Annotated in this window: 22 protein-coding genes; 13 read left to right on the top strand and 9 right to left on the bottom strand. The window is 63.0% G+C overall.

Going from position 1 to position 24,980, the window contains the following annotated elements; translation table 11 throughout:
- Positions 1 to 107 precede the first annotated feature (107 nt).
- Positions 108 to 491, bottom strand: a complete 384-nt coding sequence (locus DWA01_RS01525) for a hypothetical protein (RefSeq protein ID WP_114283842.1) — start codon at positions 489 to 491, stop codon at positions 108 to 110.
- Positions 492 to 683: 192 nt separating this feature from the next.
- Here DWA01_RS01525 and hemF point away from each other — a divergent pair, with 192 nt between their 5' ends.
- Positions 684 to 1,577 carry an oxygen-dependent coproporphyrinogen oxidase gene (gene hemF / locus DWA01_RS01520; RefSeq protein ID WP_114283907.1) on the top strand — a complete coding sequence of 298 codons (894 nt, stop codon included), beginning with the start codon at positions 684 to 686 and terminating at the stop codon, positions 1,575 to 1,577.
- A 319-nt stretch (positions 1,578 to 1,896) separates the two neighbouring features.
- Here hemF and DWA01_RS01515 read toward each other — a convergent pair whose 3' ends face one another.
- Both DWA01_RS01515 and hemE read right to left on the bottom strand, forming a co-directional pair.
- Positions 1,897 to 2,232 carry a hypothetical protein gene (locus DWA01_RS01515; protein WP_114283841.1) on the bottom strand — a complete coding sequence of 112 codons (336 nt, stop codon included), beginning with the start codon at positions 2,230 to 2,232 and terminating at the stop codon, positions 1,897 to 1,899.
- A gap of 162 nt (positions 2,233 to 2,394) precedes the next feature.
- The gene (gene hemE, locus DWA01_RS01510; protein WP_114283840.1) at positions 2,395 to 3,426 is read right to left on the bottom strand and encodes a uroporphyrinogen decarboxylase; all 1,032 of its coding nucleotides are present in this window, start codon (positions 3,424 to 3,426) and stop codon (positions 2,395 to 2,397) included.
- Between the two features lie 102 nt (positions 3,427 to 3,528).
- Here hemE and hemC point away from each other — a divergent pair, with 102 nt between their 5' ends.
- Positions 3,529 to 4,473: a hydroxymethylbilane synthase gene (hemC, locus tag DWA01_RS01505; protein ID WP_114283839.1), complete on the top strand. Its 945-nt coding sequence runs from the start codon at positions 3,529 to 3,531 to the stop codon at positions 4,471 to 4,473.
- A 230-nt stretch (positions 4,474 to 4,703) separates the two neighbouring features.
- Here hemC and DWA01_RS01500 read toward each other — a convergent pair whose 3' ends face one another.
- The 3 genes from DWA01_RS01500 to hemN are packed head-to-tail and all read right to left on the bottom strand — an operon-like array spanning position 4,704 to position 9,042.
- Positions 4,704 to 6,122, bottom strand: coding sequence for an FAD-binding oxidoreductase (locus DWA01_RS01500; RefSeq protein ID WP_114283906.1), 1,419 nt, complete (start codon positions 6,120 to 6,122; stop codon positions 4,704 to 4,706).
- Positions 6,122 to 7,633 carry a malonate--CoA ligase gene (locus DWA01_RS01495; RefSeq protein ID WP_235008391.1) on the bottom strand — a complete coding sequence of 504 codons (1,512 nt, stop codon included), beginning with the start codon at positions 7,631 to 7,633 and terminating at the stop codon, positions 6,122 to 6,124. The genes DWA01_RS01500 and DWA01_RS01495 overlap by 1 nt, the downstream gene beginning before the upstream one ends.
- A gap of 53 nt (positions 7,634 to 7,686) precedes the next feature.
- Entirely contained in the window at positions 7,687 to 9,042 is a 1,356-nt protein-coding gene (gene hemN / locus DWA01_RS01490; protein WP_114283837.1) for an oxygen-independent coproporphyrinogen III oxidase, read from the bottom strand.
- A 69-nt stretch (positions 9,043 to 9,111) separates the two neighbouring features.
- On the opposite strand from hemN, the gene fnrL reads away from it, so the two are divergent.
- Positions 9,112 to 9,846 carry a transcriptional regulator FnrL gene (gene fnrL, locus DWA01_RS01485; protein ID WP_114283836.1) on the top strand — a complete coding sequence of 245 codons (735 nt, stop codon included), beginning with the start codon at positions 9,112 to 9,114 and terminating at the stop codon, positions 9,844 to 9,846.
- A gap of 362 nt (positions 9,847 to 10,208) precedes the next feature.
- Here the strand turns inward: fnrL and DWA01_RS01480 are convergent, their stop codons facing one another.
- The gene (locus DWA01_RS01480; protein ID WP_114283835.1) at positions 10,209 to 11,048 is read right to left on the bottom strand and encodes a universal stress protein; all 840 of its coding nucleotides are present in this window, start codon (positions 11,046 to 11,048) and stop codon (positions 10,209 to 10,211) included.
- A 243-nt stretch (positions 11,049 to 11,291) separates the two neighbouring features.
- On the opposite strand from DWA01_RS01480, the gene ccoN reads away from it, so the two are divergent.
- The 4 genes from ccoN to ccoP are packed head-to-tail and all read left to right on the top strand — an operon-like array spanning position 11,292 to position 14,704.
- Entirely contained in the window at positions 11,292 to 12,893 is a 1,602-nt protein-coding gene (gene ccoN, locus DWA01_RS01475; RefSeq protein WP_114283834.1) for a cytochrome-c oxidase, cbb3-type subunit I, read from the top strand.
- Between the two features lie 12 nt (positions 12,894 to 12,905).
- Positions 12,906 to 13,631 (top strand): cytochrome-c oxidase, cbb3-type subunit II, encoded by a 726-nt coding sequence (ccoO, locus tag DWA01_RS01470; protein WP_114283833.1) that lies wholly within the window; start codon positions 12,906 to 12,908, stop codon positions 13,629 to 13,631.
- 12 nt (positions 13,632 to 13,643) lie between these two features.
- Positions 13,644 to 13,847 (top strand): cbb3-type cytochrome oxidase subunit 3, encoded by a 204-nt coding sequence (locus DWA01_RS01465; RefSeq protein WP_114283831.1) that lies wholly within the window; start codon positions 13,644 to 13,646, stop codon positions 13,845 to 13,847.
- On the top strand, positions 13,844 to 14,704 hold the full coding sequence (gene ccoP / locus DWA01_RS01460; RefSeq protein WP_114283830.1) for a cytochrome-c oxidase, cbb3-type subunit III: 861 nt from the start codon (positions 13,844 to 13,846) through the stop codon (positions 14,702 to 14,704). The genes DWA01_RS01465 and ccoP overlap by 4 nt, the downstream gene beginning before the upstream one ends.
- Before the next feature lie 49 nt (positions 14,705 to 14,753).
- Here the strand turns inward: ccoP and DWA01_RS01455 are convergent, their stop codons facing one another.
- Positions 14,754 to 15,437 carry a DUF2270 domain-containing protein gene (locus DWA01_RS01455; RefSeq protein ID WP_235008390.1) on the bottom strand — a complete coding sequence of 228 codons (684 nt, stop codon included), beginning with the start codon at positions 15,435 to 15,437 and terminating at the stop codon, positions 14,754 to 14,756.
- Between the two features lie 133 nt (positions 15,438 to 15,570).
- Between DWA01_RS01455 and ccoG the strand changes: the two genes are divergently transcribed.
- From ccoG to ccoS, 4 genes are read left to right on the top strand one after another with little or no spacing between them, the layout of a single operon-like run.
- Entirely contained in the window at positions 15,571 to 17,022 is a 1,452-nt protein-coding gene (ccoG, locus tag DWA01_RS01450; RefSeq protein ID WP_114283829.1) for a cytochrome c oxidase accessory protein CcoG, read from the top strand.
- 1 nt (position 17,023) lies between these two features.
- Complete coding sequence (locus tag DWA01_RS01445; protein WP_114283828.1) at positions 17,024 to 17,488, top strand: FixH family protein; 465 nt, start codon at positions 17,024 to 17,026, stop codon at positions 17,486 to 17,488.
- A 2-nt stretch (positions 17,489 to 17,490) separates the two neighbouring features.
- Complete coding sequence (locus DWA01_RS23405) at positions 17,491 to 20,115, top strand: heavy metal translocating P-type ATPase (protein WP_235008389.1); 2,625 nt, start codon at positions 17,491 to 17,493, stop codon at positions 20,113 to 20,115.
- Positions 20,112 to 20,270: a cbb3-type cytochrome oxidase assembly protein CcoS gene (ccoS, locus tag DWA01_RS01435; protein WP_114283827.1), complete on the top strand. Its 159-nt coding sequence runs from the start codon at positions 20,112 to 20,114 to the stop codon at positions 20,268 to 20,270. Before DWA01_RS23405 ends, ccoS begins: the two co-directional genes overlap by 4 nt.
- Before the next feature lie 445 nt (positions 20,271 to 20,715).
- Here ccoS and DWA01_RS01430 read toward each other — a convergent pair whose 3' ends face one another.
- On the bottom strand, positions 20,716 to 21,282 hold the full coding sequence (locus DWA01_RS01430) for an arylesterase (protein WP_235008388.1): 567 nt from the start codon (positions 21,280 to 21,282) through the stop codon (positions 20,716 to 20,718).
- 148 nt (positions 21,283 to 21,430) lie between these two features.
- On the opposite strand from DWA01_RS01430, the gene DWA01_RS01425 reads away from it, so the two are divergent.
- Positions 21,431 to 22,102 (top strand): ABC transporter ATP-binding protein, encoded by a 672-nt coding sequence (locus tag DWA01_RS01425; RefSeq protein WP_114283904.1) that lies wholly within the window; start codon positions 21,431 to 21,433, stop codon positions 22,100 to 22,102.
- Positions 22,099 to 24,636 carry an ABC transporter permease gene (locus DWA01_RS01420; protein ID WP_114283826.1) on the top strand — a complete coding sequence of 846 codons (2,538 nt, stop codon included), beginning with the start codon at positions 22,099 to 22,101 and terminating at the stop codon, positions 24,634 to 24,636. Before DWA01_RS01425 ends, DWA01_RS01420 begins: the two co-directional genes overlap by 4 nt.
- The last annotated feature ends 344 nt before the right edge of the window (positions 24,637 to 24,980 follow it).

Here is a 24,980-nt window from a genome sequence, read left to right as displayed (position 1 = left end):
CAGCTATGCACCCCATTTGATGCGGCCCACATGATACAGCCAGCGCGATGCGAAATCCGCCGGCCTGACGTTGAACCGGCAAATGCGAGGCCGGGCTGGTGCGCGCGTCAGACTTCTTCCGGATATTGCATCTGACAGGCGCGGATCACCGGTTCTGCCTGCCGCGCCAGGCTTTGACGTTTGACCGTGAGTTGGGCCAGCTTGCGGGCCTCAAGCTCCAGGTCTATCGCCACTGGCACCCGGCGGCTGGTTTTGACCGGCACCCGGCAATAGATCGCTTCACCCAGTTCCGTCTCGCCGCAACGTTCGCGTTCAAAGCTGATTTCGGTGCGCATCTCATAGCCGTAGCCGCGGCTGAGATTGGCGGCGGCGGTGGTCTCAAGTCTGGTGACGGTGCGCAGGTCCTGGGTGTTGCGGGAAATGCAGCGCTGTTGCTCGGTGGCACAGGCGGCGAGGACGGTGAGGGCCACAAGGGCAAGGGGAAAGCGCATAACAGTGTCCACTGGTCACAGGGTGCCTTTGCTGAGGCTTATGGCCACTGTGTCACAGAACGGGTGCATGAGGCAAAATCTGACACTATAGCGCAGGGCTGGGCGCGACTGCGGCTTGGACCTTTGCTGCCGGATCTGATACCCGGTGGGCAACAAATGAGGTTTCCGATGAGCACCGAGATGCAGGACGACATGCCGCACGACATGGAAGACGAAAAAACACGCGCCTCCGGCTGGTTCCGCCAGCTGCGCGACGAGATTGTGACCCGTTTTGAAGCGCTGGAAGACAGTCAGACCGAGGGGCCGTTTGCGGATCAGCCGGCCGGGCGGTTTGAAGTGACGGAAACGCGCCGCGCCTCGGACGACGGGTCCGATGCCGGCGGCGGGCTGATGTCGGTGATGCGCGGCGGCCGGGTGTTTGAAAAAGTCGGTGTCAATGTCTCCACCGTGTATGGAGTGCTGGGCGAACGGGCGCAGAATGCCATGGCAGCGCGCAAGGGCATGCCAGGCATGAAGGATGATCCGCGCTTCTGGGCGGCGGGCATTTCGTTGGTGGCGCATATGCAGAACCCACACGCGCCGGCGGTGCATATGAACACCCGCATGTTCTGGACCCCGCATGGCTGGTGGTTTGGCGGCGGCTCGGATCTGAACCCCTGTCTTGAATACGCGGAAGACACCGCCGCATTTCACGCGGTGCAGCAGGCCCATTGTGACCGGCACAACGTGGCATTTTACCCAAAGTTCAAAGCCTGGGCGGATGAGTATTTTTATGTGCCGCACCGGGGGCGCGCGCGGGGTGTCGGCGGGATTTTCCTCGATGACCACAATTCCGGCGACTGGGAGGCGGATTTCGCCTTTATCCAGGATGTGGGCCGGGCGTTTTTGCCAGCCTTTGTGCCGCTCACGGAAAAACGGCGCAATACGCCCTGGTCTGAGGCGGACAAAGACACGCAGTTGCAGCATCGTGGGCTCTATGCGGAATATAACCTGGTCTATGACCGGGGCACTAAGTTTGGCCTGGAAACCGGCCATGATGCCAATGCGGTGCTGATGAGCCTGCCGCCGATGGCGAAATGGGTATGATCGCGGCGCGGCGCTGACGGGGGCTAGGCGCCGTTAAACAGCCGGACAGTTGCGGTCGGACGGTTGCGGCCTGACAGACGCAACGTGAAGGGCGTGGCGCGGGGGGACTGGCAGGCATACCCGGGAGTGTCGGGCTGCGTGCCGGACAGGAATGCTAAGCGGGAGCGCCGCGCAGCAACCAGAGACCGGGCACCGGAGTACCAACCCATGTCGCTCAGGTCCCGCGTCGCCCCGGGGCATAGTCGTTCCGGAGGCAATTCCGGTTCTGTGTGCCAGCTGTGGCGCCTGTGCTTGCCACCTGTGCCGCGGCCCGTAAGCTTCAGTTCGCGCTGATTGAGATGCGTTTGAATGAGCCGGCGCTGCTGCCGGAGGCTTTAAAAGCGCCGCCACCGAGCCGCACAATCGGTTTGGCACTGGCCTCGGGCGCGCCGGCAGGGGACGCACTGGCGGGGGCCGTTTCTGCGGCCATAGCGCTGGTCGTGGGCTCCGCCAGCGGTTGAGACGCTGTGCTGCTGCCGGACTCAAAGCTGGCGGGTTCTGTGGCAAATGCGGTCAGGGTTTCGGACGTGTCGGGCGCTTCTTCTTTGGTCAACACCAGAAACGTGAATACGCCAACCAGGCCAAGCAGGGCGGGGAGGATTTGATTTGGTTGCACGGGATTTGCCTGTGTTATGTGCGGGCTTTCAGTAAAGGACAGGTTTTGGGCGAGACCAGGGCAAATCGGGTTTCAAATATTTCGAATTGTCCGTGAAAAAAGCCGCCCCCGGCATGGGAGGCGGCTTTTGTTCTGTTTTGTCAGTATTTTAGCCCGGTCAGATCAGCTGCGCACCGTGTCGATCATCAGTTGCACATTTTCCGGGTCCGCATCCGGCGTGATGCCATGACCCAGGTTGAAAATATGCGGGCCTTTGGAAAAGGCTTCGCGGATCGCCAGGGTGTCATCAATCAGGTCCTGGCCGCCCGTAACCATGTGGCGGGAGGCGAGATTGCCCTGAACACAGCCATCACTCTGTACATTACTGGCGCCCCACTCCGGTGAAACTGAATTGTCCAGCGCCACACAGTCCACGCCGGTGGCTTTGGCAAAACCGATATAGTGGTCGCCGGCTTCGCGCGGGAATGCGATGACGGGCACATGTGGGTGCCGCGCTTTCAGCGCTTCGGTGATGACCCGGGTGGGTTCCAGCGCATATTTCAGGAAATCGCTGTCCTTGAGCGAGCCGGCCCAGCTGTCAAACAGTTTCACCACTTCGGCGCCGGCTTCGATCTGGGCCGAGAGGTAGTCGATGGTGGCCTCAGTAATGCGGTTGATCAGCGCGTCAAAAATCTCCGGGTTGCTGTCCTTGAGCGCATGCGCCGGAGCCTGATCCGGGGTGCCGCGACCAGCGATCATATAGGTGGCCACAGTCCAGGGCGCGCCGGCAAAGCCGATCAGTGTGGTCTCTTCCGGCAGATCGCGGGCGAGGATTTTCACCGTTTCATAGATCGGGTTCAGCGTCGCATGGATATCGCCGGGGGTTTTCAGCCGGGCGAAATCTTCGGCGCCGCTGATGGTCGAGAGCCGCGGGCCTTCGCCGGTGACAAACCACAGATCGGCGCCAAGCGCCTGGGGCACCAGCAGAATATCGGCAAACAGGATCGCAGCATCAAACCCGTAGCGGCGGATCGGCTGCAAAGTCACTTCAGCGGCCAGTTCCGGGTTATAACACAGCGACAGGAAATCGCCGGCTTTGGCGCGGGTGGCGCGGTACTCGGGCAGGTAACGACCAGCCTGGCGCATCATCCAGATCGGCGGTGTGTCCAGTGTCTCACCTGCCAGTGCGCGCAGGATTTTCTTTTTCTCAGCCATGGTACGCCTTTTTTGCTTTATCAGGCAGTTGGTGTGCTCCGCGCGTCCTTTTGTCAAGTAACAGACGCTTGTCAGGACCCCGTGACGCAGGTAGGTGGGGGTATGGTTATTGCATTTCCGACCCCCGCTTCGCCCCTGAAAATCGGCACCCGTGGCTCGCCGCTGGCGTTGGCCCAGGCCTATGAGACACGTGCCCGGCTGATGGCGGCGTTTGATCTGGCGGAGGCCGCCTTTGAAGTGGTGGTGATTCAGACCAGTGGGGATCTGATCCAGGACCGGGCGTTGAAAGACATTGGCGGCAAGGGGCTGTTCACCAAAGAGATAGAAGAACAGCTGCTGGCAGGCAGTATCGATATTGCGGTGCATTCGATGAAGGATATGCCGGTGGCGCAGCCTGCGGGGCTGTTGCTCGACACATATCTGCCACGCGAAGATGTGCGCGATGCGTTTGTTTCGCTCGCGGGTGGCGCGCTGAGTGATCTGCCTGAGGGCGCTACGGTCGGCACCTCCAGCCTGCGGCGCAAGGCGCAACTGTTGCACCGGCGCCCCGATCTGAAGGTGGTGGAATTCCGCGGCAATGTGCAGACCCGTCTGCGTAAGCTGGGTGAAGGCGTGGCCGAAGCGACGTTTCTGGCCATGGCCGGGCTGAACCGGCTGGGCGCCGCGGATGTACCGCGCCGCGGCATCGCGCCTGATGAGATGCTGCCAGCGGTGGCCCAGGGGGCGATCGGCATCGAGCGGCGCGCGGATGATGTCCGTGCGCGCGACATGTTGGCGGCGATTCATCACCACGAGACCGGGCTGCGGCTGGCGGCGGAACGCGCGTTTTTGACGGCGCTGGACGGCTCTTGCGAGACGCCGATTGCCGGTCTGGCCGAACTCTCTGGTGACCAACTGCGGCTGCGTGGGGAAATCCTGCGCACCGACGGCTCTGAAGCGCTGGCGGATGAGATCAGCGGTGCCGCTTTGGGCGGTGCTGAAATGGGCCGCAGCCTGGCCGCGCGCCTGCTGGCACGGGCCGGTGACGGGTTTTTCGACTGGAGATAACCGGGCCTGAACCTGAGGCGTCGCGAAGAATTACTGCGCCGGCACCAGCCTGTCTGGTTGCAGGTCAACTTGGGACAGCGGGTTTCTTTTTGGCTTAAATATCCTAGCCGAAGGCCAGAATCTCCTTACCTTACCTTACCTTGTCGCCGGATCTGGGGCGACATCCTGCAAAACACACGCGCCACCCGCCACAGTCACCGGCGTGGCGCAACACGGACCTTGCGTCTGCGTCAGGTTGCGTCGCTCTGATCCGGGATGGTTTTGCCCGGGTTCATGATGGATTTGGGATCGAGCGCGGCTTTGATCGAACGCATCATTGCAAGGGCCACCGGGTCTTTGCGCCGTTTCATCGAGTTGAGTTTCGAGCGGCCAATGCCATGTTCGGCGGAAAAGCTGCCGCGCAGCTCGCTGACCACGTCTTCAACTATTTCGACCATGGCGGATTTGAGCGCCGCATCATCGCGACCCGGATAGATGGTGAAATGCAGATTGCCGTCGCCCAGGTGGCTGACGGTCATCGTGTCGGCCTCGGCATCGAGCTGAGCCAGGCGGGCGTGGGCCATATCCAGAAATACCGCCACCTGATCCAGTGGCACCGCCACATCACTGTTGACCAGTGGGGTGCGGCTGAACGCGACCTCGGCGGCCGCTTCGCGGATTTCCCACATCACAGCGCGCTGGGCTCCCGAGCGGGCAACAGCGGCATCAATGACGGTTTCCGCCTCTAACATCTCACCCAGAATGTCTTCCAGATAGCTGGTGATGGGCACCGATCCATCGTCCTGCGGGGTGGTGTCGCGCGGCGCGGTGGCGCCGACTTCGACCAGAATGTTGACGTCATAGCCGGTGCCAAGCGGCAGTTTCAGATCCGGCCGCAGCTCGCTCAGCCGCTGCATATAAGCGCGCGGCATGAATTCAAACGCCTCCACCGCGCCGCCGGTGGCCTGCTGCAGCTGATTGAGCAGAGCAAGCGCGTCTTTCAGGTCCGGCACTGCCACCATGGCGGTGGCATAGGCGCCGGGTGCGGGCACCAGTTTCAGCACCGCAGCGGTGATGATGCCGAGCGTGCCCTCAGAGCCAATGAACAGGTCGCGCAGATCATAACCTGAGTTGTCTTTGTGCAGGTTGCTCATCAGGTCCATGATCTCACCCGTCGGGGTGACAATTTCCAGCCCGAGACACAGCGCGCGCATATTGCCGTAGCGCAATACGTTGGAGCCGCCGGCATTGGTGGCGAGCGTGCCGCCGATCATCGCCGAGCCGCGGGCGCCAAAAGTCAGCGGGAATTTCAGCCCGGCGGGCTCTGTGGCGTCATGCAGGTCCGCCAGGATCACCCCGGCGCCGGCGATGACGCTGCGGCTGGCGGGGTTGAGGTCGCGGATGGTATTGAGCCGCTCCAGCGAAATCATCAGCGCGCCGTCGTTTTGGGTGGCGCCGCTCAGCCCGGTGTTGCCGCCGACAGGCACCACTGCGGTGCCGGTGTCATGGGCAAGCCGCACCAGGGCGGCCACCTGCTGGGTGTCGGCGGGGCGGGCGACGGCCAGCGGGGCGGAGGCATAGCCGCCGGTCCAGTCACAGGCGTATTTCGCCATGTGTTTGCCGGTAAGGATGTGGTCTGGGCCGGTGATGGTTCTGGCGCGGGCAAGCATCATTTGAACAGGTCCTGATAATTGGCACGCAGCGCGGCCTTTTGTACTTTGCCCATCGTATTGCGCGGCAGGTCCGGCAGTTCAATCAGTGATTTGGGGCGTTTGAAAGGGGCGAGCTGTGTTTTGGCGGCGGCTTTGATCGTTTCCGGGTCAAAGCAGACGCCGGGCTGTGGCACGATAATCGCCACCACCGCTTCGCCAAAATCCGGATGCGGCACGCCGATGACGGCGCTTTCCAGCACCCCGGGCATCACGTCCAGTACCATCTCGACCTCTTTGGGATAGATATTCAGCCCGCCGCTGATGATCAGGTCTTTGCCGCGCCCGACGATGGTGACGTAGCCGTCCGTGTCCTGGCTGGCGAGATCACCGGTGATGAAAAACCCGCAGTCGCGCAGCTCGGTTTTGGTTTTCTCCGGCATCTGCCAATAGCCCTGAAACACATTGGGGCCGCGCACTTCCAGCGTGCCGGTCTCGCCGCGGGGCAGTTCATCGCCGTTTTTGTTACAGATCTTTACCTCAACGCCCGGTAAAGGCAGGCCGACAGTGCCGGCGCGACGGTCGCCGGCATAGGGGTTGGAGGTGTTCATATTGGTTTCGGTCATGCCATAACGTTCAAGGATCCGGTGGCCGGTGCGGACCTCAAACTGCGCATGGGTGTCCGCCAGCAGCGGCGCGGAGCCGGAGACGAACAGGCGCATATGGCTGCTGGTCTCGCGGTCAAAACGCGGATCCGCCAGCAGGCGGGTGTAATAGGTTGGCACCCCCATCATCACCGTGGCGCGGGGCAGCAGGCGCAGGGTGCTGTCCAGATCAAATTTTGGCAGGAACTGCATCGCGGCACCGCTCAGCAGGCAGAGATTGGTGCCGACAAACAGCCCGTGGGTGTGGAACACCGGCAGCGCGTGCAGCAGGCTGTCTTTGCTGCTGAACTGCCAGGTGTCGCGCAGGGTTTCAGCGTTGGACAGCAGGTTGCGCTGGCTGAGCATGGCGCCTTTGGAACGGCCGGTGGTGCCGGAGGTATAGAGCAGGGCGGCGAGGTCATCGAGGCTGCGGGCCTGGGTGTCAAACTGTTCCGGCTGGGTGCGGGCGGCGTCAGAGAACGTGCCCAGGCCAAGGCGGTCCAACGTCATCAGCCTTGCGTCATTGGTTTTGGCCACTGGGCGCAGCGCGGTCTCATCTTCCGGATCACAGAGCAGCAGTTTCGCGCCGGCGTCAGAGACGAAATAGTCGACTTCGCGCGCGGTATAAGCCGGGTTCAGCGGCAGAAACACCACGCCCGCGGACACGCAGGCGGCATAAAGCGCCAGCGCTTCGGGGGATTTGTGGATCTGCATCGCCAGCCGGTCGCCGGGGTCAAGGCCGCAGGCGGTGATGGTATGGGCGAAGCGCGCCGCCTGGCGCAGGAAGGCATCAAAGCTGATGGCGCTGTCGTCTGCCAGGATCAGGAACGGCTGTTCGGATCCGTGATGGGGTTTAAAAAGCGCGTCATAAAGCGGGTTCTGGGCCAAATGATTTCCTCCGTGCCCACAGGTGTAATGCCTGCGGGCCAGGAGGCAAGCCGTCATGTGGCAATAGAATGTCCCGAAGTTTCCATGTCATAGGCGTCAAAGTGGCGCGCGATCATCCGGGTCAGGGGGCGGGCTTTGTCCTTGATGCGGATGGTGTCGCCCGTGATGTCCATCATATCGGGAAAGGCGCTGTCCACCCCATTGGCCAGGCTGTCAAACTCTGCGCGGCTCAGGTTGAACCGTGCAGCCATGTCGGCGTGGCTGACCTGGAAATCACACATCAGGGCTTCGATAATACGGCCGCGCTCCAGGTCGTCGCCGCTGAACGCGTGGCCGCGGGACACCGAAAGTTCGCCGGCGCGCACCCGTTGTTGATAAGCCGAAGTGGCGGGGGCGTTCTGGGCATAGCCCTGGGGGAAGCGTGAAATGGAGGACGCCCCGACGCCGATCAGCGTGGCGTAGCGATCATCAGTATAGCCCTGAAAATTGCGATGCAGGGTGCCGTTGCGCTGGGCAATTTCCAGCCCGTCGCCATGGCGGGCGAAATGGTCGATGCCTATTTCGGCGTAGTTGTCATGAAGGAACAAATCGCGGGCCACGTTGAACAGTTCCAGCCGCTCTTCGGGGCGGGGCAGCGCGTCGGTGGGGATCATATTCTGGCGCCGTGCCATCCAGGGCACATGGGCATAGCCGAACAGCGCCACCCGGTCGGGTGACAGGGACAGCAGTTTCTGCACCGAATCAGCGACTTTTTCCTGAGTCTGATGCGGCAGACCGTAGAGAATATCGGTGTTCAGCGAATAAATGCCGCGCTTTCTCAGCCCGTCGACGGCCTCGGCGGTAATTTCATAGCTTTGCAGCCGGCCGATGGTCTTCTGGATCTCGGGGTCAAAATCCTGCACCCCGATGGAGGCGCGGTTCATGCCGGCGGCGGCCAGCGCATCCATGCGCGCATCGTCAATCTCGCCAGGGTCGATTTCGACCGAAAATTCATAGCCTGCTGCCAGCGGCATCACGTCGAAAATGGCTGCGGCCAAGTCGGTGATCATATCGGGTTCCAGCAGGGTCGGCGTGCCGCCACCCCAGTGAAGATGACCGATTTCAAGCCCTTGCGGGATGTGCCGGCGCAGCAGTTGCAGCTCGGCTTTCAGCGTTTCCAGATAGGCGCGTACCGGGCTGGAGGTAGCGGTGCCCTGGGTGCGGCAGGCGCAGAACCAGCACAGCCGGCGGCAGAACGGGATGTGCACATAAAGCGACACCGGTTCGCCCTGCGGCAATAGGTCCAGCCACCTGGACACTTCATTTGCCCCCAGGGTGGTTTTAAATTGCGGGGCGGTCGGATAACTCGTGTAGCGAGGTACCCGGGCGTCAAAGAGGCCCAGTTGGCGAAGTTGCGTGTGCGTATCCATAGAGGTAGAAATAGTTGTGTACTGCTCAAAAACATTGATTCAGATCAAAGTGACGGGAAACAGAATCCTATGAAAACGCCTGTTCTTGATTTCAAAGATTGTGGCACCTGTCCGATCCGCCACCGCGCGGTCTGTGCGCGCTGTGAGCCTGATGAGTTGTCGCAGCTGGACGCGTTCAAATATTACCGCAGTTATGAGGCTGGGCAGCCGATCATCTGGTCCGGCGACCGGATGGATTTTGTGGCCTCGGTGGTGACCGGGGTGGCGTCGCTGTCTCAGGGCATGGAAGACGGGCGCACCCAGATGGTGGGCCTGTTGTTGCCGTCTGATTTTATGGGCCGGCCGGGGCGGGAACTGGCGCCTTATGATGTGACCGCAGTGTCCAACCTGACGCTCTGTTGTTTCCGGCGCAAACCGTTTGAAAAAATGATGGCGGACACCCCGCATGTCGGCCAGCGCCTGCTGGAGATGACGCTGGATGAGCTGGATGCGGCGCGGGAATGGATGGTGGTTCTGGGGCGCAAAAATGCGCGCGAAAAGATCGCCAGCATGCTGGCAATTATCGCCCGACGCGAAGCCTCGCTTAATCTGGTGCCGACGGCCAACGAATTTGAGCTGCCGCTGACGCGGGAAGCGATGGCGGATTACCTGGGGCTGACGCTGGAAACGGTGAGCCGGCAGATGTCAGCGCTGAAGCGGGATGGCATCATCCAGCTGGCGGGGAAACGGCGGATTATCGTGCCCGATTTCGACCGGCTGCAGTCCGAAACCGGAGACGATATGGACGGCGGTATGGTGGCCTGAAGCCACCGCTCCACCCCCCGCCCGCGCGTCTGAGGATCAGTCGGCGCGCGCATGTTTGGCCGGAATAGCGCCCGGATTGCTGCCCAATTCGCGAGAATCAGATTGCGTACCGGATCGCCGCCGCAAGGCCAGCCGGAGAGCCTGGCGGGGTATTAGCCCATTACGTCCCGGTTTGCAGCCCAGTTTGCGAGAGCCGGAATGTCGCCCCGGGGCCTGAGCGGACACCCGGTCGCAGGGCCTGGCTGATGCTTAGCCCCTTACGCCCCGAAGTGTAGCCCGGAGAGCCGGTCGGATATCGGGCTGGAATTCTGACGGGCATCACGCCGCATATCCCAGGGCTTACCCCACAGAAAACGCTTCACTCAATGGGCCATCAGTGTCGGAATTTCGACCTGTTCCAGCATGTTGCGTGTGGCGCCTCCGAGGATGGATTCGCGGAAACGGGAATGGCCATAGGCCCCCATCACCAGCAGATCGGCGCTTTTGTCGCTCAGGTGACGGCGCAGCACATCGCTGACCCGTGGCATGGTTTTTGCCAGTACCGAGACTTCGGCGCGCACGCCCTGGCGCGCCAGCATCAGCGACAGCGCGCCGCCGGGATCAGAGCGGTCCGGCCCATGGAGGCGCGGATCGATAATGGTGACATCGACAGATTTGGCCTGGCGCAGAAACGGCATCGCGGCACGCACGGCGCGCAGCGCTTCGGCGCTTTCATTCCAGGCGATGACCACCCGGTCAAAGGAGCCGCTGACGGTGCTTCCCTCCGGCACCACCAGCACCGGCATCTGGCCGTTAAACAGCACCGCTTCCAGAATTTCTTCTTCTTCATAGCCGTGGCCTTTGCCATAGGGGCGCGGCAGCACCACCAGATCGGAAAAGCGCACGTGATGGGCGAGAAACGGGGTTAGCCCGCTGGCCTGCACCGCCATCGGAAACGCGGACCAGGAAAAGGCGGCCCCGGTCAACCGGTCCTGAACGCCAGCTTCAATCGCCTGGGATAATTGCTGTGCTTTTTTGAAATTGTCCTGTGAAATCATTGCGCTGGACCCGGCGTAATAAAAACCGGGCTGTGTCCTGTCGAGGCCGAGACAGAATACATCCAGATGTGCGTCCCGCGTTTGGGCCAGGGCAATAGCCATGTCGAGGCAGGGCGGGGCGCTGTGTTCCTGTGTCAGGACGGTAGATATGGATTTGAAGGCCATGGTGCCGTCTCCTGCTGAGTTAACCTGTGGCAAGCCTGTCGCGCTTGCAGATGGAAGTCTTTGATATCGATCAATTCTGGAGCCGGTGACCTTTGGTGTGTCAGGCGGAAATTTCAAGGGCTGCCCTCTGAAAGTTGACTTAGATCAATGTTGCCTCAGGGAAAGGGGGGCAGAAGGAGCGCGTTGACCTGCGCCCGGCGCGGGGAGATCGCCCGTGACCAGGGCTGAAACGAGGGAACGCACATGTGGAATTATATTAAACTGGTGGTCTTGGCGCTGATAACGCTGATGGCCGCCATTGCCGCCAACTTTGCGCGCGATCTGGCTTACCAGGTGCACGCAATCATTATTATCGCGGTGGCGGGCGGCCTGTTCGTGCGCACTCTGCGCAACACGGATGAACCCGTAAGGCCGGCGGAGACCGGTTATATGGACGGGGTGATCCGCTACGGGGTGATCGCGACGGTCGGCTGGGCCATTGTCGGCTTTATGGCTGGCACGTTTATCGCGTTTCAGCTGGCCTTTCCGGCGCTGAATTTTGAATTCCTGCAGGGGATCGGCAATTTTGGGCGGCTGCGGCCGCTGCACACGTCAGCGGTAATTTTTGCCTTTGGTGGCAACGCGCTGATCGCCACGTCGTTCTATGTGGTGCAGCGCACCAGCGCCGTGCGCCTGTTTGGCGGCAACCTGGCCTGGTTTGTATTCTGGGGCTACAACCTGTTCATCGTGCTGGCGGCGAGCGGTTACCTGCTGGGTTCGACCCAATCCAAGGAATACGCCGAGCCGGAATGGTATGTGGACATCTGGCTGACCATCGTCTGGGTCGCCTATCTCATTGTATTCATGGGCACGATCATGCGGCGCAAAGAGCCGCATATCTATGTGGCCAACTGGTTCTACCTGTCCTTCATCGTCACCATTGCGCTGCTGCATATCGTCAACAACCTGTCGCTGCCGGTGTCGGTGTTCGGCTCCAAATCAGTGCAACTGTTTTCCGGGGTGCAGGACGCCATGGTGCAGTGGTGGTACGGCCATAACGCGGTGGGCTTTTTCCTGACCGCCGGCTTTCTTGGCATGATGTACTATTTCGTGCCCAAACAGGCCGAACGTCCGGTGTTCAGCTACAAGCTGTCGATCATCCACTTCTGGTCGCTGATCTTCCTCTATATCTGGGCCGGACCGCACCATCTGCATTACACTGCGCTGCCGGACTGGGCGACCACGCTGGGCATGGTGTTCTCCATCGTGCTGTGGATGCCAAGCTGGGGCGGCATGATCAACGGGCTGATGACGCTGTCAGGCGCCTGGGACAAGCTGCGCACCGATCCGGTGATCCGCATCATGGTGATTTCCATCGGCTTTTACGGCATGTCCACCTTTGAGGGTCCGATGATGTCGATCCGGGCGGTGAATGCGCTGAGCCACTACACTGACTGGACCATCGGGCATGTGCATTCCGGGGCGCTGGGCTGGAACGGTATGATCACCTTTGGAGCGCTGTATTTCCTGGTGCCAAAACTGTGGGGCCGGACCCGGCTCTATTCCCTTTCGCTGGTCAACTATCACTTCTGGCTGGCGACGATCGGTATCGTTCTCTACGCGGCGTCGATGTGGGTGTCGGGCATTATGGAAGGTCTGATGTGGCGCGAAGTGGACGCCAACGGATTCCTGGTGAACTCGTTTGCAGACACGGTCGCGGCCAAGTTCCCGATGAATGTGGTGCGTGGTCTGGGCGGTGTGATGTATCTCTCCGGGGCTCTCATCATGGTTTATAACCTCTGGATGACCGTGCGTCGTGCGCCTGCTGTTGAGACAGCTGCGTCGGCCATGGCTCCGGCAGAATAAGGGGGCCCAGTTATGTCTCTTCTGAATAAACACGGCATTATCGAAAAAAACGCCACCCTGATGATGGTGCTGACCCTGGTTGTGGTCAGCATCGGCGGCATCGTCGAAATTGCGCCGCTGTTCTGGCTGCAGAACACCATTGAAGATGTGGAGGGCATGCGGCCCTATTCGCCGCTGGAGCTGACCGGGCGCGATATCTATATCCGCGAGGGTTGTTATGTCTGTCACAGTCAGATGATCCGGCCGCTGCGCGATGAGGTGGAACGGTATGGGCCTTATTCACTGGCGGCGGAGTCGAAATACGACCACCCGTTTCAGTGGGGCTCCAAACGCATCGGTCCGGATCTGGCCCGGGTTGGCGGACGGTACTCTGACGAGTGGCAAGTGGATCACCTGATTGATCCGCAGTCGGTGGTGCCGGAATCAGTGATGCCGAAATACGGCTTTCTGAGCGAGACGCTGATCCAGCCGACCTATGTGCAGGATCTGCTGCAAGCCCACCGGATGGTCGGGGTGCCTTACAGCGACGAGATGATCGCCGAGGCGCAGGCTGATTTCCGTGCCCAGGCCGACCCGGACAGCGATTTTGACGCGTTGCTGGCGCGCTACCCCAAAGCGCAGGTGCGCAATTTTGACGGTGAGCCGGGGATTTCAGAAATGGATGCGCTGGTCTCCTATTTGCAGATGTTGGGCACGCTGGTTGATTTCTCGACCTTCATTCCTGACGCAAGCCGCTGAGGGGGGCACGATATGTATACGATACTGCGTGAATTTGCGGACAGCTGGTTCCTGCTGGCGATGTTCGCCTTTTTCATTGGCTGCATCCTATGGGCCTTCCGCCCCGGCAGCCGAAAGATCCACCGCGACACTGCCGACATTCCGTTTCGCAATGAAGACCAACCCGCCGGCACCGGGGCCTCGGCCCGGGCGCATTCTGAGGAGGCGCGGCCATGAAAAAGAAACCTGAAAAACAAGAGGTCAAAACCACCGGCCATGTCTGGGACGGTATTGAAGAGTATGACAATCCGATGCCGCGCTGGTGGCTCTATGTGCTCTATGCCACCATTGTCTGGGCGGTGCTTTATACCATCGCCTATCCGGCCTGGCCGATGCTGAGCCGGGCGACGCCGGGTCTGCTTGGGTATTCGACCCGGGGCGAGGTGGCGGCGGATATTCAGACGTTCGCCGAGGCCAATGCGGCGATTGAGGCCGAACTGGCGGCCGTGGATCTGACAACGGTCGCACCGGGCGGTCCGCTGGCGGATTATGCGGTCAATGCGGGGGCTTCGGTGTTTCGCAACAATTGCTCGCAATGTCACGGTTCAGGCGCGGCCGGTGCCAAAGGCTATCCCAACCTCTTGGACAATGACTGGCTCTGGGGCGGTGATATCGAAAACATCGCCTGGACGATCAACGACGGGGTGCGCAACGAGTCTGATGATGCGCGTTATTCGGAAATGCCGAAATTTGGCGTCGATGAGCTGTTGGAAAAGGAAGAGATCGATCAGGTGGTGCAATATGTGCGCCAGATTTCCGGTCAGGAGTTTGAGGCGAACCTGTCTGAGCCCGGTGCGCTGGTTTTTGGCGACAATTGTGCTGCCTGCCACGCGGATGACGGCACGGGGGACCGCGATCAGGGCGCTCCGGATCTGACCGACGCGATCTGGCTCTATGGCGGCGATACCGCCACCCTGACCGAGACCGTGGAAAAGGCCCGTTTCGGGGTGATGCCGGCCTGGGGTCAGCGGCTGACACGTGCGGAAGTCAACGCGGTGGCGCTTTATGTGCACGGGCTTGGCGGCGGCGAATAACGCGGGCGGCGCCGGGGACACCTGCCGCGCGTGCGGCGGGCCGGCGGTGTCAGCCAAGCGCATCGGCCGCGGCGGCGCGGCTCTCGTGTCGCCGTTCATCTTCCCGCGTGCTCCAGACTGCCGCGGCGAAGAACACGGAGATATAGATCAGCCCGGTCAACAGCACGATTTCGCCCGGGATCGGTCCGATGTCCGCGCGGCCGACAAAGATCTGCCAGGAGCTGGCGCCGATCGGGTGGATGGTCAGCTTGCCCAGATAGGCCATCAGCTGGATGAGCAGGATCCACAGGTAATTGCGTTTGATGCGTCGGGCCAGCGCGGTGGCAAAACTGATGTGATAGACCGGGCGCAGGTAATCCGTGGCCAGAACCCGTTGCCAGTTTTCTTCGGTGTGCAGATCGCCGTCCAGCAGCATGGGCGCGAAGAAATGTTGTTCCATCCAGCGCGAGCGGGCGCTCCAGACGTTGAAATAGCGGTAGCGCCGGGCTTCCAGCGCCAGAAAAAACAGGATCAGAACCCCCACGAGGATCAGTGGCACCGGCGAGGCTTCGGGGCTGGCAAAAGTGACCGACAGCGCCACGCCGAGCGTCACCACCGCCCAGTTTGTGGTGGTGTCCAGCCGGCTGCGCCAGACCGTACTGCGGTAGACATCGCCCCGGTACAGATGAGAAAGGGCGGTGATTTCGGCGCTGCTGAATTCCTGGAGCCCGTCGGGCCTGCGTTTTTCGGTCACAGTGCCTCCTTGGTTGAACTGATGCAAAATCAGAAAACATGCAATCGTCGCACATCAATTGACATAGGTCAAAACGCTGCGGCCTCAAACCAGGCTATGAGCAGCAGATGACAAAGACCTCCGGAGAGCACAGATGAGCACTTCTTCCCCCCCTCCTTCGCTTTACGCGGCACGCGAGCCGGTGTTTCCGCGCCGGGTGAAAGGTACCTTCCGCAATCTGAAATGGCTGATCATGGCGGTGACGCTGGGGATCTATTATCTGGCGCCCTGGATCCGCTGGGACCGGGGGCCGAACCTGCCGGATCAGGCGATCCTGGTCGATCTTGCCAGTCGGCGGTTTTTCTTTTTCTGGATCGAAATCTGGCCCTATGAGTTCTATTTTGTCGCCGGTCTGCTGATCATGGCGGGGCTGGGGCTGTTCCTGTTCACCTCGGCGCTGGGCCGGGTCTGGTGCGGCTATACCTGCCCGCAGACGGTGTGGACGGATCTGTTTGTGCTGGTCGAGCGCTGGATCGAAGGCGACCGCAACGCGCGGGTACGGCTGTGGAAACAGAAGTGGAATGCGCGCAAGGTCCGGCTGCGCATTGTCAAATATATTGCCTGGGTGGTGATTGGCATGGCCACCGGCGGCGCCTGGGTGTTTTATTTCACCGATGCTCCGCAGCTGGCGGTTGATCTGGTGACGCTGAACGCGCATCCGGTGGCCTATACCACCATCGCCATTCTGACCGGCACCACCATTCTGTTTGGGGGCATCGCGCGCGAGCAGGTCTGTATCTACATGTGCCCCTGGCCGCGCATTCAGGCGGCGATGATGGATGAAGAGACGCTGACCGTGGCCTATCGCGACTGGCGTGGTGAGCCACGCGGCAAACCGCGCAAGACGGCGCCGCATGCAGGGGCGGATGCGGGGGCGGAGCTGATCCTCGGCGATTGCATCGACTGTATGGCCTGCGTGAACGTCTGTCCGATGGGCATCGACATCCGCGAGGGGCAGCAGATGGAGTGCATCACCTGTGCCCTGTGTATTGACGCCTGCGACGACGTGATGGACCGGATCGGTAAACCCCGGGGGCTGATCGATTACCTGGCGCTGACCGATGAAACTGCGGAACGGGCGGGGGCGGTGCCAAAACCGGTGTGGCAGCATGTGCTGCGCTCGCGCACGATGATTTACACTGCGCTGTGGTCGGCGGTGGGCATCGGGCTTGTCTGGGCGCTGTTTGCCCGGCCGCAGGTGGATATGACCGTCGCTCCGGTGCGCAACCCGACTTATGTTATGCTGTCAGACGGGGCGATCCGGAACACCTATGAGCTGCGGCTGCGCAACAAACACGGTGAGCCACGCCCGTTTCAGATTTCGCTGACCGCGGCAGAGGGGCTGCAGGTCGGGCTGGAAGGGGTTGCGGGCAACACGGTGATGGTGCCGGCGGATGCGGTGCTGCAGCAGCGGGTCTATGTCGTCGCCCCGGCGCGCAGTGCGCAAGCCACCACCGACAGCACCGGATTTCGCTTCTGGGTGGAAGATGCGGACAGCGGGCATCGCGCATTTAAAGACACCGTTTTCAACGGGAAAGGGCAATAGAATGGCGGGCAAAGAACTGACCGGACGCAAAGTGCTGATGATCACTGTTGGCGCATTTGCGGTGATTATCGGCGTCAATCTGATACTGGCCTATAAGGCGGTCACCACGTTTCCGGGGCTGGAGGTGAAAAACACCTATGTGGCGTCGCAGAATTTTGACCGGGACCGGGCGGCGCAGGTGGCGCTGGGCTGGGATGTGTCGGCACGCTATGACGGCGATGCCCTGGTGCTGTCGATCCGGGACAAGGATGGCGCGCCGGTGAAAGCGGCGGTGCTGGAGGCGGTGCTGGGGCGTTCCACAACCATTGCTGATGATCAGATCCCGGCGTTTACCTACCAGGGCGGCGACTATGTGACCACTGCAGATCTGACGCCGGGCACCTGGAATATCCGCCTGCTGGCCACCTCTGAGGATGGCACACTGTTTCGCCAGCGCGTGGCGTTTAACGTCAAAGCCAAGGGCTGAGCATGAGCAGGCAGCCACATATTGCCGCCTGCCCGGCCTGTGTTGCCCTGCCTGACACGGCGGCGATTGCGGCGCAGGATGCGGGCCGGGACAGGGCGCACGGGCAGGGAGCAGGGGCGGGCGAGGCGCCTTTGCTGCTGTCGCTGCCCGGCATTCACTGTGCCGGCTGTATCTCCGGCGTGGAGGGTGCTTTGACGCGCCAGCCCGGGGTGATTTCGGCCCGGGTGAACCTGACCCTGAAACGGGTCTCGGTCCAGGCGGCAGAAGGCGTGAGTGCGCTGGATCTGGCCGCGGTGCTGACTGCGGCCGGCTATGAGGCCTGGGAGCTGGACGCGGCCTCGCTGTCAATGACGCAGACCGATGCGCGCGGGCGGTACCTGCTGACCCGGCTGGCGGTGGCGTTTTTTGCGATGATGAATGTGATGTTGCTGTCGGTGGCGGTCTGGTCCGGGGCCACTGACGCCACGCGCGATATGTTTCACTGGATTTCCGCGGCGATTGCACTGCCCGCAGTGGCGTTTTGTGCGCAGCCCTTTTTCATCTCGGCCTGGGCGGCGCTCCGGGGGCGGCGGCTGAATATGGACGTGCCGATCAGCCTGGCGATCCTGTTGGCGGCGGGCATGTCACTCTATGAGACCAGCCAGGGCGGTGAGGCCGCCTATTTTGACGCGGCGCTGTCTTTGACCCTGTTCCTGCTGGCCGGGCGGTATCTGGATCACCGCACCCGCTCTGTCGCGCGCTCAGCCGCGCAGCATCTGGCGGCGCTGGAAGTGCCGCGCGCGCTGCGCGCCGATGGCGAAAGTGTGGCGCTGAGTGACTTAAAACCTGGCGATCTGGTGCGGGTGCTGCCCGGCACGCGGGTGCCGGTGGACGGGGTGGTGACAGAGGGCGCCTCAGAGGTGGACCGCTCGCTGCTGACCGGGGAAAGCCTGCCGGTGCGGGTCTCGGTTGAGGCGGCTCTCAGTGCCGGTGAAGTGAACCTGACCGGGCCGCTGCTGGTGCGGGTCACGGCGGCGGGGGCGGACAGTTCGCTGCACCGGATGGCCGACCTGGTGGCGATGGCGGAAAGTGCCCGCACCCGCTACACCTCGCTGGCGGACCGGGCGGCGCGGATCTATGCGCCGGCGGTGCATCTGCTGGCCTTGCTCGCGTTTGCCGGCTGGCTCTGGCTCAGCGGTGACATCCGGCTGGCGCTGAACATTGCGGTGGCGGTGCTGATTATCACCTGCCCCTGTGCTTTGGGTCTGGCAGTGCCGGCGGTCAGCACAGCGGCCTCCGGGCGTCTGTTTAAGGACGGGATGCTGATCAAGGATGCCACTGCGCTGGAGCGGCTGGCCGAGGTCGATGTGGTGGTGTTTGACAAGACCGGCACCCTGACCCGGGGCCAGCCGGAGCTGGTAATGCCGGGCGGGAACGCAACGGCGGGCTCCGGAGCGGGGCGCGTCGAGGGATCTGGTGAGGCGCACAGAACAGAGCTCAGGACAGAGTACACAGAGGCGCAGAGCGAAGCGCCTGGCGACGGTGCGGTGGCGCATGCGGCGGCGGGCGCGGTGCAAGTTGCCAGGCAGGGCGAAGCTGCTGGCGCGGGGCTTGCTGCGGGATACGGCGAGGGCCACGCTGAAGGGCAAGGTGACGGACACAGTGAGGGACACAGTGAGGGGCATGCTGAAGAACTGGTTGTGCCGTGGGACCACTGGGGCGCGTGGCGACGATGCGATCTGGAAATCACCCTGGCGCTGGCGCAGGGTTCCGCCCATCCGCTGTCGCGCGCGCTGGCCGGGGCTTTGACGCAAGCGGGTGTGGTCGCCGCAGATCTCAGCGCGCTGCGCGAAGTGCCGGGCGACGGTATCGAAGCGCTCTGGCAGGACACGCGCGTGCGGCTGGGCCGGGCGGCCTGGCTTGGTGCAGTCGTAACAGAGCAGACCGCGACCTGGTTGCAGATCGGGACATGTGCGCCCGTTATGTTCCCCTTCCGCGATCATCTGCGCGAGGGCGCGGCGGAGGCGGTGTTTGCGCTGCAGGATATGGGCCACGAGGTGTTGTTGCTGTCAGGCGATGTGCCAGCGGTGGTGTCTGATCTGGCGGCGCAGCTGGGTATTTCGCGCTGGCAGGCCGGGGCTTCGCCTGCGGAAAAAGCGGCGCAGGTCACGGCGTTGAAACAAGCGGGCCACAAAGTGCTGATGGTCGGGGACGGCTTGAATGACACTGCGGCGCTGGCGGCGGCCCATGTCAGCATTTCGCCGGCCTCGGCGCTGGAGGCGACCCGGGTGGTGTCTGATATCGTGCTGCTGGGCACCAGTCTTGCGCCTTTGGGGGCTGCGCTGCGCACGGCGCGGGACGCAACCCGGCGCATCCGGGAGAATTTTGCCATTGCCGCCGGGTATAATGCGATTGCGGTGCCGCTGGCGCTGGCCGGGTTTGCCACGCCGCTGGCGGCGGCGTTGGCGATGTCCAGCAGTTCGGTGCTGGTGTCGCTGAACGCGTTGCGCTTGCGGGGGCGTGGGCGCGCGCGGGCTGTGGCCGGCGAGACTGCCGGGCGCGGGAATACTGTGGGGAGCGTGTCAAGCGGGCAAAGTTTTGGCGGGCAGGCTCCTGGCAGACAGAGCGTCGGAGGGGAAACACAATGAATGTGCTGGTCTATCTGATTCCGGTGTCTTTGGTGTTGGGAGGTCTTGGGCTTGTGACGTTTTTCTGGGCTCTGCGCAGCTCACAGTTTGAGGACCCGGAGGGCGACAGCCGGCGTTTTCTGTCGCCTGACTATGACGACCACCCCAAAGAGTGACCTCTCTGAGGGTGATCCGGGATGGGCCGCGCTCTGCCCGTTCCGGATATCTGGCTGCGGCGGGCGATACACCCCGTGGTGGCGTTATCGCAGCCAGAATGGCGTGGCGTGGCGTGGCCGGGACCAGGCGACCTGGTTGACTGCGCGGCGGTGTGGCGGCTGAGTTAAGCCCCCCGGCAATGGGCGTCCGGGACAGGGCAACCGGATCACGCCAGCCGGGGCAGAGGCCCCGGCGCGGCCCAACGGGAAGGTCAGGGCATGTCCCGCAGGGACAATGGCCGGGGCTGACGGGCGGGAGAGCCCCCTCAGTCCAGTCACCACATCACCACCCGGTCGCGTTGTGCCGGTCGCGTTGTGCCGGTCGCGTTGTGCCGGTCGCGTTGTGCCGGCCGCGTTGTGCCGGTTGCGGTGATGCCGCAGGCAGGACCCGGCGCAGGTCTTGCGTCTAATGTGCGGTATTCGCGATCAGTTGCCGCACCGAGGGGCCCATGTCTCTGACAATGCGTTTCACGCCCTCGGGATTCGGGTGCAGCCCGTCGTCCTGTACAAAGGCCGCGGTGTTGGTGCCCGGGGTCTGCAGCGACTGCAGAAAACTGTCATAAAGCAGCGTGTCATATTCTGCGGCCAGATCCGGGTAGATCGCCTGAAACGCGCTTTTGTATTCAGCGCCGAAATTACCCGGCGCGGTGATGCCGACCAGCAGCACCGGCAGGTCTTGCTGCCGCGCCACGTCGAGGATCGCAGCCAGGTTGTCGCGCGCCGCCGCAGCCGGCAGACCACGCAGCACATCATTGCCGCCCAGTGCCAGGATCAGCGCGTCCACATCGGGCGTCATGGTCCAGGCGGCGCGGGATTTGCCCCCCGCGGTGGTATCGCCGGAGACGCCGGCATTGATCAGCACCACCTCTTCGCCCTGCTCAAGCAGCCAGCTTTCCAGCTGGGGCACAAAGCCGTCGTCGCGGAGCAGGCCGTAGCCCTGGGTCAGGCTGTCCCCAAGTGCAGCAATCGTCACAGTTTCCGCCTGCGCGGCGGAGAATGTGAAAAGCACAACCGCTGCGGTCTTGCCCATCCGGCGCGCGACCCCATATCCATGGCAGAGCATAAAAAGGACCGCCCCCGTGAACACAGCCGTAACCGACCCGATTATCCGTCTGAAAGACATGAGTTTAACGCTGGAGGCCAATGCGGGGCCGGTCGATATTCTGCGCGGCATCAGCATGGAAGTGACTGCGGGGGAAACTCTGGGGCTGATCGGGCCTTCGGGGTCGGGCAAATCGTCTCTCCTTATGGTTCTGGGCGGGCTGGAACGGGCCAGCAGCGGGCTGGTCTCGGTGGTGGGTCAAAATCTGAGCGATATGGGCGAAGACGCGCTGGCGCGCTTCCGCATGGACCATATGGGGGTGGTGTTCCAGTCTTTCCACCTTATTCCGACAATGACGGCGCTGGAAAATGTTGCAACCCCGCTGGAACTTGCCGGCAAGCCGGATGCGTTCGCGCGCGCGGCGGAAGAGCTTGAGGCGGTGGGACTGGGCGCGCGCATCCATCATTACCCGGCGCAAATGTCGGGCGGCGAGCAGCAGCGGGTGGCTTTGGCGCGGGCGGCGGCGCCCCGGCCCAAGATCCTGCTGGCGGATGAGCCCACCGGCAACCTGGACGGGGTCAACGGCGAGGCAATTATGGACATGCTCTTTGGTCTGCGCGACCGCCACGGGTCAACACTGGTGCTGGTCACCCATGCGCCGGAACTGGCGGCGCGCTGTGACCGGGTGGTGGCGCTGCGTGATGGTCTGCTGGACCCGGATGCGGAACAGCTGGGCCGGGTGGCGCAATGAGGTCGCTGGTCACTGCGGCCCGCTTCGCGCGGCGTGAGTTGCGCGGCGGCCTGCGCGGCTTCTGGGTGTTTCTGTCCTGTCTGACGCTCGGGGTGGCGGCGATTGCGGCTGTCGGCACTGTACGGGCCAGCATTGAAGCGGGGCTGTTGCAGGAAGGCTCAATCCTGCTTGGCGGCGACGCCGAGATTGAGCTGAGCTATCGGTTTGCCAGTGAGGCGGAACGGGCCTGGATCGATGAGACTGCGGTGGCGGTGTCCGAAATCGTTGATTTCAGATCTATGGCGGTGGCTGGCGCTGGCGAGACCGCCGAGCGTGGCCTGACCCAGGTGAAAGCGGTGGACAATGCCTATCCGCTGACCGGGGTGATACAACTGGAACCTGAGATTGGGTTTGACGCAGCGCTGGCCGGTCAGGACGGCATGCCGGGCGCGGTGATGGATCAGGTTCTCATCGCGCGGCTGGGCCTGCAGGTGGGGCAGCAATTCCGGCTCGGGGCGCAGGCGTTTATTCTGATGGCGGCGCTGGAGGTTGAGCCGGACAGTGCCTCCGCGGGATTTGGTCTGGGGCCACGCACGATTGTCGCCACCGGGGCGCTGGCCGACTCCGGATTGCTGGGGGCTGGCACCGTGTTTAACGCGGCCTACCGGATGATGTTGCCCGAGGGCACCGACCCGGACGCAACCCGTGCGGCGGCGGAAGAGGCTTTTGGCGGAGCAGGGTTCCGCTGGACCGACTGGCGCAATGGTGCGCCGGGCACGGCGCGGTTTGTGGAGCGGCTGGCGGCCTTCCTGGTGCTGGTCGGCCTGGCCGGCCTGGCGGTCGGCGGTGTTGGCGTTTCGGCGGCGGTGCGGGCGTATCTGGACGAAAAAACCCAGGTGATCGCCACATTGAAAACGCTCGGCGCGGCCTCAAAGGTGATTTTCCTGACCTATTTCATCCAGATCGGCGTGCTGACCTTTATCGGTGTGGCGGCGGGGCTGGTGTTGGGCGCGGGCGTGCCGCTGCTGCTGGCGCCGGTGCTGTCGGCGCTGTTGCCGTTGCCCGTTGTGGACGGCGTGTTCGCCGGACCATTGATCGAAGCCGCGGTCTACGGGTTTCTGACCGCGTTGATCTTCACCCTGTGGCCGCTGGCGCGCGCCAGTGATGTGCGGGCGGCGACGCTGTTTCGTGACGCGGATCTGGGATCCGGGGCCTGGCCACGCTGGCCATGGGTGCTGGTCACGGCGCTGCTGCTGGCGCTGCTGGTGGCACTGGCGGCCTGGCTGACCGGGGTGGCGGAGCTGGCGCTGTGGTCGGCGCTGGGCATCTTCGGGGCGTTCACGCTGCTGGTGGGTGCGGCCTGGGGCATCCGGCGTCTGAGCCGCTGGCTGGCGCATCTGCCTTTGGTGCAGGGCCGGGTGGCGCTGCGCCTTGCGCTTGGCGCGGTGGGCGGTCCGGGCGGCGAGACCCTGTCGGTGGTGCTGTCGCTGGGGCTTGGCCTGTCGGTGCTGGCAGCGGTGGGGCAGATTGATTCCAATCTGCGGGGTGCGATTGCGCGCGATCTGCCGGATGTGGCACCGTCGTTTTTTGTGGTCGATATCCAGCGCGATCAGCTTGATCCGTTGCGGCAGCGGGTGGAGCAGGACTCGGCGGTGTCCCGGTTTGAGTCCGCGCCGATGCTGCGCGGCGTGGTCACCGAGATCAACGGCAGACCGGCCGCAGAAGTATTGGGTGATCACTGGGTGCTGCATGGGGACCGTGGTCTGACCTATGCGGATGCCAAACCAGACAATGCCAAAATTGTCGAAGGCGAATGGTGGCCCGAAGGCTATGAGGGGCCACCCCTGATGAGTTTTGCCGCAGAAGAGGCGCGCGAAATGGGCTTGAAGCTGGGCGACACGGTGACGGTGAATGTGCTGGGGCGTGACATCACTGCGACTCTGACCAATTTCCGGGAAGTTGACTTTTCGGAGGCGGGTATGGGGTTTGTGATGACCTTTAACGAGGCGGCGCTGGTGGCGGCGCCGCACAGTTATATCGCCACGATCTATGCGGAGGAGGCAGCGGAGCCCGCCTTGCTGCGCGATATCAGCAGCACCTGGCCCAACATCACCGCCATCCGGGTGCGCGATGTGATCGCGCGGGTGGCAGAGCTGATGACGGGGATTGCGGCGGCGACCACCTTTGGCGCCATGGCGACGCTGATCACCGGTGCGGTGGTGCTGATCGGCGCGGCGGCGGCGGGCGCACGCGGGCGGGAGTATGAGGCGGCGGTGCTGAAAACTCTGGGCGCCAGCCGGGCTCGCATCCTGGCCAGCTTTGCCTTGCGTTCGGTGCTGACCGGCGCGGCGGCGGGTATTGTGGCCACGGGGGCCGGGGCGCTGGCGGGCTGGGCAGTGACGACCCGGGTGATGGAAAGCAGTTTCACCTTTGAACCGGTGTCAGCGCTGTTGATTATCGCCGGGGGGATTTTGCTGACGCTTCTGACCGGGCTTGGGTTTGCCTGGCGGGCTCTGGCGGTGCGCCCGGCGCAGGTCCTGCGCGCCCGGGACTGACGGGGTGGCGCTGCACCGGGCTGACGCTTTGAGCTGCCGTGTGGGCCCGGTACGGTGGCCTGACATGTCGCCCCGGCACGGTGACGATACCGGGTGGTTTGACGCGTAGGCCGACGCGTGACCCGACGCGTGACCCGACACGTGGGCCGGAGTGTAGGCTGGCGCCCGGGCCGGAAAATGGCCCTACACGCGGGCCAGGATATGGCCTGACACGCGGGCTGGAATGTGGGCCTGATGTGGGCGGAGGCGGCATTCTGAAACGTGTGCGGACCTGGTGGGCGGGTACGGTACATCGTGCCGGTAACCTGTCACAGCCGGGCGGCAAACAGAAAAAAGGGCGCCCC

It is taken from the genome of Candidatus Halocynthiibacter alkanivorans (assembly GCF_003333265.1).
Lineage (GTDB): Bacteria > Pseudomonadota > Alphaproteobacteria > Rhodobacterales > Rhodobacteraceae > Halocyntiibacter_A > Halocyntiibacter_A alkanivorans.
Note: the sequence above shows the minus strand (reverse complement) of the source record. Positions and strands in the feature narration are given on the sequence as shown.